The sequence below is a fragment of the Micromonospora sp. NPDC047548 genome, from assembly GCF_040642975.1.
Taxonomy (GTDB): Bacteria; Actinomycetota; Actinomycetes; order Mycobacteriales; family Micromonosporaceae; genus Micromonospora.
The window spans coordinates 85,008-99,021 of sequence record NZ_JBEYTI010000002.1; the positions used below are offsets into that span (position 1 = coordinate 85,008).

Sequence of the window (14,014 nt, forward strand, 5' to 3'; positions counted from 1 at the left end):
CGGGCTCGTCGGCGCCGGACCCGGCGCGCGGCCCGCGTCGCCCGTCCCCGTCCCGCCCGGCGGGCCCCGCCCCCGGCAGGGGCGGGGTCGTTCCGGCGCCGGAGACGGGGGCGGTCGGGCCGGCGGGCGGGACGTTGCCGGTCGTCGGCACCACGGGCTGGTCCGGCTCGGCGGCACGGCGCCGGCCGGTGGGCCGGTCCGTGGCCGCGCCCCGGCCGCCCCGCCGCTTGGCGGAACCCGGGTCCTCGCCGCCGGTCGGGTCCGCCGCCGCGCGGCGACCCCGCGCGGCACGCGCCTCGGGGGCCGCCGGGTCCGGACGGGGTCCGCCGCTCACCGGCGTCTGGTGGGGGCCGACACCACCGCTCACCGGCGTCTGGTCCGGGCGCGGGCCGCCGCTGACCGGGTTCGGGGAGGCCCGGTCCGGCGCGAAAGCCGGCCCACCCTGGCGGCCCGGGTCGGTGGCGTCCGGGCGGGCTCGCTCCGGCGTGCGGTCGGGCCCCCGCTGGCCCGGCCGCACCGCGGCCGCCGAGCCGGGCCAGGCTCCCTCGCCCGGGCGGGGACGCTGTTCGGGGGCGGCGGGCCAGCCGCCGCGTACCGGTGGAGTGGCCTGCGGACCGTCGGCGCGTCCGGGCGGGGGCCCGTCCGCGCGGGGCGGACGCGGGCCCTCCGGGCCCGGACCGACGACCGGGCCGGGACGCGACGGGCCGCCGTCCGGACGCGGCCCACCGGGGCCGGGGCGGGCGCCGCCGGGTGCGGTGGGCGCGTCGGCAGGCGGGCCGACCGCACGGCCGGGTGGCGGCGCGTCGGCGCGCGGCCCGGCGGCGGGCGGCGGGCCGTCCGGGCGGGGTGCGCCCGGCCCGGGACGGGAACCCGCGGGCGGCGCGGCCGGACCGCGGCCATCGGGGGGCGTCGGGCGGGCCGGCTCACCGTCCGGGCCGAGCTCGGCCCGCTGCTGCTTGGCGGTACGCAGGTCGTCGATCCAGCCGAACTCCTCGCCGGCCGGCTCCGGTGACGGCTCCTCGGCCCGCCCCCGGCCCCAGCGGCGTCCCTTGGCGCGGGAGTCGCCCCGCTCGTCGGGACCGTCCTGCGGTCGCTCCCCACCACGCGATGTCACTGCTGACCCTCCCCGACGACGGCCCCGCCGTCTTCATCCGCCCCACCGGCGCGCCCTGTGCCCGACGGGTGGCGGCCGTTCACCGCCACCGGCATCGGTTCGTCGGAGCGCGACGCCGGGGCGGACAGCCCGCGGACGATCCGGCGCAGCAGTGGCAGCCGGGCGGCCACCGACCGCTCCGCGCCGTGCCCGCTGGGCCGGTAGTAGTCGGTCCCGACGAGATCGTCGGGAGCGTACTGCTGGGTGACCACCCCGCGCTGGTCGTCGTGCGGGTAGCGGTATCCCGTGCCGTGCCCGAGCCCCCGGGCGCCGGCGTAGTGGGCGTCGCGCAGCCCGCGCGGCACCGGGCCGCCCCGGCCGGCACGCACGTCGGCGATCGCCGCGCCGATCGCGGTGGTGGCCGAGTTCGACTTCGGGGCCGTGGCCAGGTGGATCACCGCCTGAGCCAGGTTGAGCTGGGCCTCGGGCAGACCGACGTACTCGACGGCGTGGGCGGCGGCGGTGGCCACGCCCAGCGCGGCCGGGTCGGCCATCCCGACGTCCTCGCTGGCGAAGATCACCAACCGGCGGGCGATGAACCGGGCGTCCTCGCCGGCGACCAGCATCCGGGCCAGCCAGTGCAGCGCCGCGTCCACGTCCGAGCCGCGCATGCTCTTGATGAGGGCGCTGGTCACGTCGTAGTGGGCGTCACCGTCGCGGTCGTAGCGCACGGCCGCCACGTCCACCGCCTGCTCGGTGGTGGCGAGGTCGATCCGGCCGGCGCCGGTGGCCACCGCCGAGGCCGCTGCGGCCTCCAGCGCGGTCAGCGCCTTGCGCACGTCGCCGCCGGCGAGGCGTACCAGGTGGTCCTCGGCCTCGGTGTCAAGGGTGAACGCGCCACCCAGGCCGCGCTGGTCGGTGACCGCGCGGCGCAGCAGGCCGCGCACGGCCGCGTCGTCCAGCGGCTGGAGCGTGAGCAGCACGCAGCGCGACAGCAGCGGAGAGATGACCGAGAAGTACGGGTTCTCCGTGGTCGCCGCCAGCAGGGTGACCGTGCGGTCCTCCACCGCGGCGAGCAGCGAGTCCTGCTGGGTCTTGCTGAACCGGTGCACCTCGTCGATGAAGAGCACGGTCTGCGGACCGCCGGCGCGGCGCTGCCGGCGGGCGGTGTCAATGACCGCCCGGACGTCCTTGACCCCGGCGGAGAGCGCCGACATGGCGACGAACCGGCGGTCGGTGGCCCGGGCCACCAGGTGGGCGATGGTGGTCTTGCCGCTGCCCGGCGGCCCCCAGAGGATGACCGACATCGGGGCCCCGCCGCCGACCAGCTGGCGCAGCGGCGCACCGGGCGCGAGCAGGTGGTCCTGCCCGACGAGCTCGTCGATGCTGGCCGGCCGCATCCGTACGGGCAGGGGTGAGTCCGCCCCGACGGCGGTGAACCCGTCGACGCCGCCGGAACCCGCGGGGGCGCTGGGCGCTCCGGCGGGCTCGCCGAGGGTGAAGAGGGCGTCGGACTCCATCACGAGAACAGTACCGGGCCGGGCTGACGACGCTGGAATCGCGCGGCTGACCCGGCCCGGGATGATCGGTTCCGGTCAGCCGCGCCCCGGACGCCGGCCCCGGTACCAGCGACCGCCGCGCGCGCCGGAGCCCACCCCGGCCAGGTAGAGGGAGAGCAACAGCAAGCCGATCAGCATGAGGGTGTGCACGTTGAAGAGGTCGGGGGCGCCGAGGTTCGTGTTCAGGAAGTCGAGCAGCAGCGCGAAGCCGAACACGATGGCGGCGAGAATGGCGAGCATCGTCGTTCCTCCGGTGGGGGTCCCAGTAGGTCGACGCGGGATGTACCCAATCGGCCTGTTCGTCAATCTCCAGCATGGAGCGAGCCGGGTCGGGCGGGCGGGTCGGTGGCCAGGATCGCGTACCGCACGGAGTCCCACCAGCGACCGCGGACCAGGAGGTGGTCGCGGCTGATCCCCTCCCGCCGCATCCCGACCTTCTCCAGCACCCGCCAGGAAGCGGGGTGGTCGGGCCGGGTCGTGGCCTCGACCCGGTGCAGCCCCACCCGCCCGAACCCGAGGCGCAGCAGCAGGCCGGCGGCCTCGGTCCCGAGGCCCTGACCCCAGTGGTCGGGGTGGATCACGTAGCCGATCTCGCCCCGGCGGTGGACAGGGTTGTCCACGACCAGCGTGCCGAGCCCCACCAGCCGGTCGGCCACGACGACGGCCAGCCGGTAGTGCCGTCGCGGTTCCTCCTCCGCCTCCCGACGCCAGGCGGGCGCGGCCGCCCGGAGGTCGTCCAACGACGGCGGGGTCTCGTCCAGCGTCCGCTCGGCGACCCGGGCGTCGGTGAGCAGCGCGTGCAGGGCGGCCAGGTCGCCGTCGGCCCACTCGCGCAGGGTGCACCGGGGGCCGGCCAGGCGGACCGGACGTACGGAGCGGAGGTCGGTCACGGCCGTTCCTCTCGTAGGCTGGCGACATGATCACTGCCGACCAGGTCCTGGCGGGTCGGGACGCTCTGCTGGCCGCTGCCGGACACCACCCGTACGCCCGGCACGCGCTCTGGCGCGGCCACGAGCCGCGCGGCTGGCGGCGGGACGGGACCGTGGGCTGGCTGCTCCCCCCGGAGCAGGGGCCGGCTGGCGGCGCGCTCGGCCCGCCCGGGCCGGCGGTGGACGTCTTCGCCGGCCTGGTGACAGCCGGGGAACTGCGCGCCGGCCAGTGGCTGCACCTGCCCCGGACGACGCGGGAGGAGCTGGCCGGCCGACTGACCGCGGCGCGGCTCGACGACTGGGACTTCCTCTGGACCACCGAGCCCCCACCCCCGCAGCCCGAGGAGGAGCGGGTGGTACGCCTCACCGAGGCCGACCACCCGGCGCTGGCGGAGCTGATCGAGGAGTCCTTCCCGGCCACCACCTCCCGCCCCGGCGACCCCCGGATCGTCGACTGGTACGGCATCCGCGACGGCGACCGCCTGGTGGCGTGCGGGGCGGACCGCACCCGGGGAGACGTCGGCTTCCTGGCCGGCCTCACGGTGGCGGCCGACCGGCGCGGACGGGGGCTCGGGGCGGCGCTGACCGCCGGGATGACCCGCGCCCTGTCCGCCCGGTACGACCACGTCGCGCTCGGCGTCTACACCGACAACGTCGGGGCGCTCCGGTTGTACCGCCGGCTCGGCTACACCGGCAGCGCGGCCCGCAGCTCCGTCCACCTCGGCTGAGCCGCGCTCCGGGGCGGTCACCGCGTCCCGCTGACGGGCAGGTCGGCGGTCGGGCCGGTCGGCGGCGCGACCGGATCGGCGGTCGAGGTGGCCGGCGCGGCCACCGGCGCGGCCGGACCGACCGACGGGACGCGCTCGCCGGTCGCGGCCCCGCCCCCGGCCCCGGTCGCGGCTCGGCCGGCACGCCAGGCTGGCAGGTAGAGCGGGGCGGCCATGGCCAGCACCACCGCACCGACCAGCATCGCGGTGCTGACGCCGGCCGCGCCGGCAACCGTCCCGAGCACCACCGCGCCGAGCGCCCCGGCGGGCTGGGCCATCATCGAGTTCAGCGAGATGACGCTGGTCCGGTACGGCCCATCGACCTGGCGGTGCAGCAGGCCCATGTGCAGCGGGTTGGAGGCACCGTGCACGGTGTAGCAGGCCAGGTAGGCGACGAGCACCCCGACCGGGCCGGCGAACACCCCCATCCCGACCACGGTGACGCCCTGGAGAATCCGCAGCAGCGCGGCGCTGGGCGCGGCCCCCAGCCACCGCAGCAGCAACGGGGTGGCCGCCGCGCCGGCCGCGTTCGCCAGCCAGGCCACCGAGCTGGCCGGGCCGAGCAGCGCGGCGGCCCGGTCGGCGTCGCCGACCACCTCGGCGAGGCGGACCGGCAGCAGCGACTCGAAGGTGAACATCCCGAAGCCCCAGAACAGCTCCACCGCGACCAGGGCGAGCAGCACCCGGGAGCGGCGCAGCAGCCCGATCGCCTGGCCGACCATCCGGGGCACCTCGGCGACCGAGGTACGCAGCGCGGCGGCGCCCCGGGCCGGCCGGACCTCCGCCAGCAACGCCAGCAGGGCGGCCAGGGCGACCACCTGGAGGACGAGCGCGACCAGCACCGGCCCGGTGAGCGCGCTGACCGGGCCGACCGGTCCGAGCGCGATCAGGCCACCGCTGAGTAGCGCGCCGGCCGCGATGGAGACACCGATGACGGTGCCGGCATACCCCAGGCCGCGCTCGTACTCGGCGGCCGGGTCGGCGGCCAGGGTCGCGTCGACGTACCAGGACTCAAGCGGGCCGCTGTCCAGCGCCCGGTAGACCCCCTGCAACGCGCCGGCCAGGAAGAACAGGGCGAACGAGTCGGCCACCGCGAAGAGGGCCAGCGAGCCGAGGTTGACCGTCCAGGCGACGGCGAGCAGCGGCCGGCGGCCGAGCGCGTCGGCGAGCCCGCCGGTGGGCAGCTCCAGCACCAGCACGACCAGCCCCTGCGCGGTGGCCACGAGGCCGATCTGCGGCAGCGAGAGGCCGCGCTCCTGCATCAGCAGAATCATGACCGGGATCATCAGGCCGCTGGGCAGCCAGCGCAGGCCGTAGAGGGTGAGGTAGCGAAACCGGATTTGGCGTACGGACAGCACGCTCATCGGTACTCCTCCAGCAGGGGGTAGGCGGCGAGGAAGACCTGCACCTGCTCGGCGCCGGGCTCGGGCGGGTCCGACTCGGCGCGGTACCGCTCCAGGACCTGCCACACGTCCGCCTTGAGGGCCTCGAGCCGGGCCGGCGGGATGCTCATGAAGATGTCGCCCATGCCGAGGGCGTCCCGCCAGGCCGGCGACCACTCGTGCTCCACGGCGAACCACCGCTCGGCATGCTCGACGAGGAGTCGCACCTGGTCGCCCTGGATCCACTGGATCGCCGCCCGGGCGTCGGGGTCGTCGTCGAAGTCGGTGGGCTCCCAGTTGGTGACGTCGTGCGCCGCCTGCCACCAGCGCTGCCGTCCGCTGCCCCGGTCCGGGTCCTCGACCACCAGCCCCACCTCGGCGAGCTGCCGCAGGTGATAACTGGTGGCACCGGTGTTGGTGCCGAGCAGCTCGGCGAGGGCGGTGGCGGTGGCCGGGCCCCGCACGCGCAGCGCGCCGAGCAGGCGCATCCGCAGCGGGTGGGCGAGCACCCGGACCTGCCGGTGGTCGATCCGCACCGCGCGGGGCGCGGACCGGGCCTCGTTGTCGTCGGTCTCCATGCATGCACAATATCTCTGCACACTTTCCATGCACAAGAGTTGTGCATGGAAAGTGTGCATCGGCGCGGAAAGCCCGGTCGAGCCGGGGTCAGGCGGCCAGAAGTTCGGTGACGCCGCGCAGCCGGGTACGCAGCAGCCCAGCGGCGCGGGCGGAGTCCAGCCGGACGTCGGTGGGGTGGACCAGCCCGGCCGCCGTACTCGTGGTGGTCTTCATGCCGGCCGGGTCCAGCCCGAACCGGCGGGCCACCAGCAGCCCGAGCCCGGCCCGGCTGACCGGGTCCGGGCCGGCCACGTTGAGCGGGCCGGCGTGATCGCCGTCGACCAGTTCGAGGACGGCGTCGGCCAGGTCGGTGACGTCGACCGGGCAGCGGAGCTCGTCGGTGAACAGGGTGGCCCGGCCGGCGAGCGCGTCCCGGCAGAGCTGGATCTGCTTGCTCCCCTCCCCCACGATCAGCGAGGTCCGCACCAGCACGGCGGCCGGGTCGATCACCCGTACGGCGGTCTCGGCCGCCGCCTTCGCCGCCCCGTACGGGTGGATCGGGGTGGGCGCGTCGTCGTCGAGGTAGGGCGTCGCCCGCCCGGCGTGCAGCGCGTCGCTGGACAGGTGCACCAGCCGCGCCCCCGCCTCGGCCGCCGCGTACGCCACGTGCGCCGCCCCGTCGGCGGTGACCGCCCAGTCGTCGTACCGGTAGGGGGTGCCGACCACGGCGTCCGGCCGCACCGACGCGACCAGCCGGCGCACCGCCTCCCGGTCGGTCACGTCGAGCCGCCGCAGCGCCACGCCGGGCAGCGTGACCGGGTTGGCGTGCCACGTCCCCACCACCGGCCGGCCCGCCGCGACCGCGCGCCGGCAGATCTCCCCGCCCAGGAAGCCGCCGGCCCCCACCACGAGCAGCGTCATCACGTCCCGTTACCTTTCAGTGCGCTCTAGTGAGCACATGATCAGCAGTCCCGCCTTGCGGTGGGACGGTCCCGGTCTGACCGGCGGGTGCCGTGCCGGGTTCACGTTTCACAGCCACCTGCCCGCGTACGCGGGTCTTCTGGTCGGCTCCACGTGCTGCCACCGGGCCACTCCCGGCGGTGTCGAACTGCGCCGCCAGGGCGGCCAGGTTCGCGGCGGCGTTGCGGTCGCGGTCCATGACCAGACCGCACGCCTCGCAGTGGTACTCACGCTCGGACAGGGACAGCTTGGCTTTCGCCGCGCCACAACCCGAGCAGGTCTTCGAGGACGGATACCAGCGGTCGGCTACCAGCAGACGGCCGCCGTTCCATCCGGTCTTGTACGTCAGATGGCGGCGGATCTCCGCGAATCCGGCGTCAGCGATGTGCTTCGCGACACGCCGGTTGGCGAGCATCCCGGTGACGTTGAGGTCTTCGACCACGATCGTGCCGTGCTCGCGAGTCAGCCGCGTGGTGAGTTTGTGCAGGCCATCGCGGCGCAGGTTCGCCACCCGGGCATGTGCCCGGCCGAGCCGGTTCGCGGCGCGCTGCCACCGGTTCGACGCGCGGCAGCCGGTGCGCCAGTCCGGGCCCTGCTTGCGGGTCAGCGCCCGGCCAAGGTGCCGCATACGTTGCTGGGCGGCGGCAAGGTGACGCGGGTTGGGCACCAGTTCACCGGTCGACAGCACCGCGAGGTGCTTGATACCGACGTCCACGCCGACCACACTGCCGGGCCGGGCCGGGGCGCGTTCGGCCCGCTCGACCTCGACGCAGAACGCGACGTGCCAGCGACCACCGTCACGGCGCACGGTCGCTGACATGATCCGGGCAGTGCCGTTGTCCAGGCGGCGGGCGAGCTTGCGGGCCGACTCGTGCAGCTTCAACCGGCCCAGCCGGGGCAGCACCACGTGCATGCGGTCGGGCTCGACCCGGATCGTGCCGGTGGTGAACCGCACCGATGCGGTGGTGCGGCGGCGGGACTTGAACCGGGGGAAACCGACCAACCGCCCGGCGCGCTTGCCCGAACGGGAGTCGGACCAGTTCTTCAGGGCGCGGGCGAGGGCGTCAAGGCCGGTGTTGAACGCCTCCTTCGAGCACTCCCGCCACCACGGCGCCACGTCAACTTTCGCAACGTTCCACGCCTTGCGCAGCGACGCCAGGGTCCACGACATCGACTCGGTGAGCTCGTCGCCCGGCACGCCGTAGGTGCGCTCGGCGGCCCGCTGATCCATGACCGCCTTGACCCGCGCCAGGGCCCAGTTGTGCGCCACCCGGGCCGCCCCGGCGTGCCCGAGCACGTCACGCTCCTGCCCCGGGGTGAGGTCCAAGGCGAACCGGTACGCCTGGATCGTCTTCACGCCGGACCCTCCAGGGCGGCCTCGACAGCGCGGCGGACGCGGTTCGCAGCGGCGCGGCGGCCGTACAGGCGGGCACACAACGACGTCAGGACCTCGGTGACATCGCGCACCAGGTCGTCGTCCACCTCGGCCGGGTCGACCACCAGCAGCCGGCGGCCCTGCGCGGAGAGAACGGCCTCGACGCACTCCGCGCCGAAACGCTCGAACCGGCCGCGGCGCTCAACCACGATCGTCGACACGGCAGGATCGCGCAGCAGGGCAAGAAACTTCTCACGGTGCCCGTTGAACACCGACCCGACCTCGGTCACCACCCGGGACACGGCCAGACGCTGACCGGTAGCCCACATGGTGACGCGGGCGACCTGCCGATCCAGGTCCGGTCTCTGATCGGCCGAAAAGACACAGGCGTAGACCACGACCTGCCCGGAACCTGCCATCACGCCTGTCACCGGCTCACCGACCATGATGAGCCGACCAAGCCGGTACGAAGGAACGGGCAACGTCCCAGCCTCGTAACGCCGACGCGCGGTCGCATACGAGACGCCCGTCGCCGCCGCCCACTCCTTCAAGTTCACGCCGCCACTCTAGCCGACTTATGAGCACTATTGGCGATCGACGCGCAAACAGCTGTCACCCCCGTCTCTCCGAAAACGACCGAGAGGTCTGCGCCATCATGGCGCAGACCTCTCGGTGACGGGTGCCCGCCTCAGACCGGGTCGGCCACCGGGGCGGCCGGGCCGGCGGTGCCGGCGTGCGCGGCCGTCGGGGCCTTGGGCTTGGCGTCGATGCCGGCCTCGGCGCGCTGCTGGGCGGTGATCGGCGTCGGCGCGCCGGTCAGCGGATCGAAGCCGCCCCGGGTCTTCGGGAAGGCGATGACCTCACGGATGGAGTCCGCGCCGGCGAGCAGCATGCAGACCCGGTCCCAGCCGAAGGCGATGCCGCCGTGCGGCGGGGCGCCGTACTTGAACGCCTCCAGCAGGAAGCCGAACTTGTCCTGCGCCTCCTCCGGGGTGATGCCGAGCAGGTCGAAGACCCGCTTCTGCACGTCGCCCCGGTGGATACGGATCGAGCCGCCACCGATCTCGTTGCCGTTGCAGACGATGTCGTAGGCGTAGGCCAGCGCCCGGTCCGGCGCCTCCTCGAAGCGGTCCACCCACTCGGCGTTCGGCGAGGTGAACGGGTGGTGCACGGCCGTCCAGCCGCCCTCGTCCGTCTGCTCGAACATGGGCGCGTCGACCACCCAGCAGAACGCCCAGGCGCTCTCGTCGATCAGCCCGGCCCGCTTGGCGATCTCGACCCGGGCCGCGCCGAGCAACTCCTGCGCCTCGCGGGTGTTGGCGCTGGCGGCGAAGAAGACGGCGTCACCGGGCTTGGCGCCGACCGCGTCGGCCAGCCCGCCCAGGTGCGCGGCGGAGAGGTTCTTCGCCACCGGGCCGCGCGCCTCGCCGGTCTCGGCGTCGAGCACCACGTACGCCAGGCCACGCGCGCCGCGCGCCTTGGCCCAGTCCTGCCAGCCGTCCAGCTCCTTGCGGCTCTGCGCCGCGCCGCCGGGCATGACCACCGCGCCGACGTACCCGCCCGCGTCGATCGCGCCGGCGAAGACCCGGAACTCGGTGCCGCGCAGGTAGTCGGTCAGCTCGGTCAGCTCGACGCCGTAGCGCAGGTCCGGCTTGTCGGAGCCGTACCGGGCCATCGCGTCGTGCCAGGTGATCCGCGGGATCGGCCGGGAGATCTCGTGCCCGGCGAGGTCGGACCAGAGCGCCGAGACGATCGCCTCGCCGAGGTCGATCACGTCGTCCTCGGTGACGAAGGACATCTCGATGTCGAGCTGGGTGAACTCCGGCTGCCGGTCGGCGCGGAAGTCCTCGTCGCGGTAGCAGCGGGCGATCTGGTAATACCGCTCCATGCCGCCGACCATCAGCAGCTGCTTGAACAGCTGCGGCGACTGCGGCAGCGCGTACCAGCTGCCCGGCTGGAGCCGGACCGGCACCAGGAAGTCGCGGGCGCCCTCGGGGGTGGACCGGGTCAGTGTCGGGGTCTCGATCTCCAGGAAGTCCCGCTCGTGCAGCACGCCCCGGGCGAGCTGGTTGGCGCGCGAGCGCAGCCGCATCGCGTTCGCCGGGCCGCTGCGGCGCAGGTCCAGGTAGCGGTACTTGAGCCGGATGTCGTCGCCGGCCTCGACCTGGTCGTCCACCGGCAGCGGCAGCGGGGCCGCCTCGGAGAGCACCTCCAGCTCGGCGGCGGTCACCTCGATCTCGCCGGTGGGCAGCTCCGGGTTCTCGTTGCCCTCCGGGCGGCGGGTCACCTCGCCGGTGACCCGGACGCAGAACTCGTTGCGCAGCGCGTGCGCGTCCTCCTCGCGGAAGACCACCTGGACCACGCCGGAGCCGTCGCGCAGGTCGACGAAGATGACACCGCCGTGGTCGCGCCGGCGGGCCACCCACCCGGCGAGCGTCACCGTGGTGCCGGCGTCCGTCGCGCGCAGGCTGCCGGCGTCATGGGTACGGATCACGACTTGCGTCTCCTCATCTGCGGTACACCTCTGCCCTCAGCATTCTGTCAGGCGACCCGGTCACCCGATGCCACCGGGCGCGGTTGCCACCACCGGCGGCACCGGCGGTCGCGGTCCGGCCCGCGTACGGTGTGGTGGGTGCGCGTCGTACCCGGCTGGGCCCTGCTCTCCTCGGCCGCCGCCCCGGTCTTCCTGGTCGGCGGCTGGACCCTCGCGGCGGCCCGCCAGCCGGGCGGCTTCGACCAGGTCGGCGGCACGATCAGCGCGCTCGCGGCGCGCGGCGCCGCGGACCGGTGGATCATGACCGTCGGCCTGCTCGGCCTGGGACTGTGCCACTGCCTGACCGCGGCCGGGCTGCGCCCGCTGCGTCCCGCCGGCCGGCTCCTGCTCGCCCTCGGCGGGATCGCCACCCTCGCCGTGGCGGCCTTCCCGCTGCCGGCGCAGCGGGGATCCTCCACCCCGCACGGCCTCAGCGCCGCGGTCGCGTTCGGCGCGCTGGCGCTCTGGCCGGCCCTCGCCGCGCACCGGCGCCGGGCGCCCGCCGGCGCCGCCGGCCTGTCGGCCCGCCGGGGTGCGGCCGCCGCGGCGCTGCTGCTGGCCCTGGTCGGCTGGTTCGCGGTGGAGCTGACCACCGGCGGTGCCCGGATCGGGCTGGCCGAGCGGGCGGCCGCCGGCGCGGAGGCGCTCTGCCCGCTGCTGGTGGTGCTGGCCCTCACTCGGGGTCGACCGAAAGCAGGTGGTTGACCCGCACCCGCCCCGCCCGCATCGCCTCGACGAACGCGGCCTGCAGTGCCGGCGGCACGGTGTAGGAGACAGTCACCAGCACCAGCCCGGTACGCGCGGAGCGGGCCGCCGGTCGCCCGGCGGCCCGCTCACGAGGGGTCGATCAGTAGACGCTGACGCCGTAGACGCTGAGCGCCTCGGTCACCGGCTGGAAGTAGGTGGTGCCGCCGGAGGTGCAGTTGCCGCTGCCGCCGGAGGTGAGGCCCAGCGCGGTGCTGCCGGCGAAGAGCGAGCCGCCGCTGTCGCCCGGCTCGGCGCAGACGGTGGTGCGGATCAGGCCGGAGACGCTGCCCTCGGCGTAGTTGACCGTGGCGTTGAGGGCGGTCACCGAGCCGCTGCGCAGGCCGGTGGTGCTGCCGCTGCGCTTGACGGCCTGGCCGACGTACGCGTTGCCGGCGGCGGTGATGTCCTGGTAGCTGCCGTTGTAGAGGTAGACGTTGCCCGGCTGGGCCGTGGTCTGGTTGCTGTACTTCACGATGCCGTAGTCGTTGCCCGGGAAGCTGGTGCCGGCCCGCGCACCGAGGTAGGCGGTCTGCGCGGAGTTGGAGTACCAACTCGACGAAATGTTGGTGCAGTGCCCGGCGGTCAGGAAGTAGTAGACGCCGGAGCTGCTGCGCACGTTGAAGCCGAGCGAGCAGCGCCCGCCGCCGCCGGCGTAGATCGCGTTGCCGCCGGAGATGCGGGTGCTGAGCACACCGGCCTCGGCCTCGATCCGGACCGCGCCGCCGGTGCGGGCGGCGGCCGCCTTGACCTTGTCCAGCTTGGCGCCGGTGACGGTGCTGTCGACGGAGACCACGACCTGGTTGGTGGCGGGGTCGGTCCACCAGGCGGTGCCCGGGATCTTCGCGGACCGCTCCAGCTCGGCGGTGGCGGACTTCAGTGTCGCGGCGCCCCGGGTGACGAGCTTCGGGGTGGCGCCGGCGGCGCGGACCTGACGGGCGGCGGCGGCGTCGGTGACGGCGACGACCATCGTGCCGCTGGCGTCGGCGTACGCGCCGGCGGCGCGGTCGCCGAGGCGCTCGGCCAGGCTGGCCGCGGCGTCGGGGGAAGCGGGCGAGGCGGGTGCCGCCTGGGCGGGGGCGCCCAGCAGCGCGCCGGTGACCAGGGTGCCAGCCATGGCGACGGCGGCGACGCGGCGGAGCGATGACCTCGTGGGTCGCATGTAACAACCTCCGGAAGGGGGTGACGGGTCGCGTCACGTCGACGCACCCGAGGGCAACCCGGCCGACCTGGGGGAACCGGCCAAGTGACTGAAGTATTCACATATTTAAGATCCTAAGCAAGGCATGACTTTGCCCGAATTCACCCGTCGCCGCAGGTAACCGAGAGGCAACATTGTGGACACAGAAAGTGGCTTGTGCGATCTGGCCACCGCGGCACGCCCGGCCCCCGTGATCCGGAGGCCACCAGGGCCCTCGCCGACCCGCGCTGGCCGCCCTCGCCAGCGCCACCGCCCTCGGCCTGCTCGCGGCTTCGACTGGTAGCACCCCCGGTCCCGGTACGCGGGCGGCACGGCCGTCCGCGCGCCGGCTGGACCGCGCCCGGGGCGACGGGCCGGACTGCCCGGGCCGCGCGTCCGGCGGCGACGGTCAGTCGGCCCGGCGGCGGGCGCCCGGACCCGGCCGGGGCAGCACGTCGCGCGGGTCCGCCACCTCGTGCCCCTCGGCGCAGCGCAGCTCGACCCGCACCTGCGCCCCGCAGTCGCGGTGCCCGACGCTGAGCGGGGAGCCGTCCGGGTCGGCCAGGTAGCGGTCCCCCCAGCCGAGCACCGCCACCAGCACCGGCCAGAGGTCGAGGCCCTTCTCCGTCAGCCGGTACTCGTGCCGCATCCGGCTGCCCGGCTCCTGGTACGGCACCCGGCGCAGCACGCCCTGCTCGACCAGCGTGGCGAGCCGGTTGGTGACCGCCTCGTCGCCCACGCCACCTCCACCTGCCTGCTCTTCCCCCTCGACACCCCCGCCTGACCCACCCCGCCCTCGGGGCACGCCCGCGAGCAGCGCGCACTTTCAAAAAAAGCGTTGCCATCCGACGCGCCATGGCCACTCTTTCGCGGAAAGAGCGGGCATCCCGGGGCCGGGCGACGCCGGCGGGGCGGGTGGAGCCCGGGGGGGGGT

Annotated in this window: 12 protein-coding genes and 1 pseudogene; 2 read left to right on the forward strand and 11 right to left on the reverse strand. The window is 75.0% G+C overall.

The features are described from left to right. Positions 1 to 1,110: 1,110 nt before the first annotated feature. The 3 genes from ABZ807_RS02235 to ABZ807_RS02245 all read right to left on the reverse strand — a co-directional run bounded on the left by ABZ807_RS02235 (position 1,111) and on the right by ABZ807_RS02245 (position 3,542). Positions 1,111 to 2,613, reverse strand: coding sequence for a replication-associated recombination protein A (locus ABZ807_RS02235; protein ID WP_357151644.1), 1,503 nt, complete (start codon positions 2,611 to 2,613; stop codon positions 1,111 to 1,113). A 75-nt stretch (positions 2,614 to 2,688) separates the two neighbouring features. Next, the gene (locus tag ABZ807_RS02240; protein ID WP_357151646.1) at positions 2,689 to 2,892 is read right to left on the reverse strand and encodes a hypothetical protein; all 204 of its coding nucleotides are present in this window, start codon (positions 2,890 to 2,892) and stop codon (positions 2,689 to 2,691) included. A 62-nt stretch (positions 2,893 to 2,954) separates the two neighbouring features. Beyond that, entirely contained in the window at positions 2,955 to 3,542 is a 588-nt protein-coding gene (locus ABZ807_RS02245) for a GNAT family protein (protein WP_357151648.1), read from the reverse strand. A gap of 26 nt (positions 3,543 to 3,568) precedes the next feature. Between ABZ807_RS02245 and ABZ807_RS02250 the strand changes: the two genes are divergently transcribed. Next, positions 3,569 to 4,309: a GNAT family N-acetyltransferase gene (locus tag ABZ807_RS02250; protein ID WP_357151650.1), complete on the forward strand. Its 741-nt coding sequence runs from the start codon at positions 3,569 to 3,571 to the stop codon at positions 4,307 to 4,309. Positions 4,310 to 4,326: 17 nt separating this feature from the next. Here the strand turns inward: ABZ807_RS02250 and ABZ807_RS02255 are convergent, their stop codons facing one another. From ABZ807_RS02255 to aspS, 6 genes are all read right to left on the reverse strand, one after another. Then, the gene (locus ABZ807_RS02255; RefSeq protein ID WP_357151652.1) at positions 4,327 to 5,712 is read right to left on the reverse strand and encodes an MFS transporter; all 1,386 of its coding nucleotides are present in this window, start codon (positions 5,710 to 5,712) and stop codon (positions 4,327 to 4,329) included. Continuing rightward, positions 5,709 to 6,308: a helix-turn-helix domain-containing protein gene (locus ABZ807_RS02260; RefSeq protein ID WP_357151654.1), complete on the reverse strand. Its 600-nt coding sequence runs from the start codon at positions 6,306 to 6,308 to the stop codon at positions 5,709 to 5,711. Before ABZ807_RS02260 ends, ABZ807_RS02255 begins: the two co-directional genes overlap by 4 nt. 88 nt (positions 6,309 to 6,396) lie before the next feature. After that, positions 6,397 to 7,209 carry a sugar nucleotide-binding protein gene (locus tag ABZ807_RS02265; protein ID WP_357152209.1) on the reverse strand — a complete coding sequence of 271 codons (813 nt, stop codon included), beginning with the start codon at positions 7,207 to 7,209 and terminating at the stop codon, positions 6,397 to 6,399. 16 nt (positions 7,210 to 7,225) lie between these two features. After that, positions 7,226 to 8,605, reverse strand: coding sequence for an IS607 family element RNA-guided endonuclease TnpB (gene tnpB / locus ABZ807_RS02270; protein ID WP_357151656.1), 1,380 nt, complete (start codon positions 8,603 to 8,605; stop codon positions 7,226 to 7,228). After that, positions 8,602 to 9,180: an IS607 family transposase gene (locus ABZ807_RS02275; protein ID WP_357151658.1), complete on the reverse strand. Its 579-nt coding sequence runs from the start codon at positions 9,178 to 9,180 to the stop codon at positions 8,602 to 8,604. The genes tnpB and ABZ807_RS02275 overlap by 4 nt, the downstream gene beginning before the upstream one ends. Positions 9,181 to 9,311: 131 nt before the next feature. Then, complete coding sequence (gene aspS, locus ABZ807_RS02280) at positions 9,312 to 11,117, reverse strand: aspartate--tRNA ligase (RefSeq protein WP_357151660.1); 1,806 nt, start codon at positions 11,115 to 11,117, stop codon at positions 9,312 to 9,314. 138 nt (positions 11,118 to 11,255) lie between these two features. On the opposite strand from aspS, the gene ABZ807_RS02285 reads away from it, so the two are divergent. After that, positions 11,256 to 11,861 carry a DUF998 domain-containing protein gene (locus ABZ807_RS02285; protein WP_357151662.1) on the forward strand — a complete coding sequence of 202 codons (606 nt, stop codon included), beginning with the start codon at positions 11,256 to 11,258 and terminating at the stop codon, positions 11,859 to 11,861. 142 nt (positions 11,862 to 12,003) lie between these two features. Here the strand turns inward: ABZ807_RS02285 and ABZ807_RS02290 are convergent, their stop codons facing one another. Next, the gene (locus ABZ807_RS02290) at positions 12,004 to 13,062 is read right to left on the reverse strand and encodes a S1 family peptidase (protein WP_357151664.1); all 1,059 of its coding nucleotides are present in this window, start codon (positions 13,060 to 13,062) and stop codon (positions 12,004 to 12,006) included. A 427-nt stretch (positions 13,063 to 13,489) separates the two neighbouring features. Then, positions 13,490 to 13,810 (reverse strand): annotated as a pseudogene (locus ABZ807_RS02295) (helix-turn-helix domain-containing protein); the annotation flags it as partial. Positions 13,811 to 14,014: the final 204 nt, after the last annotated feature.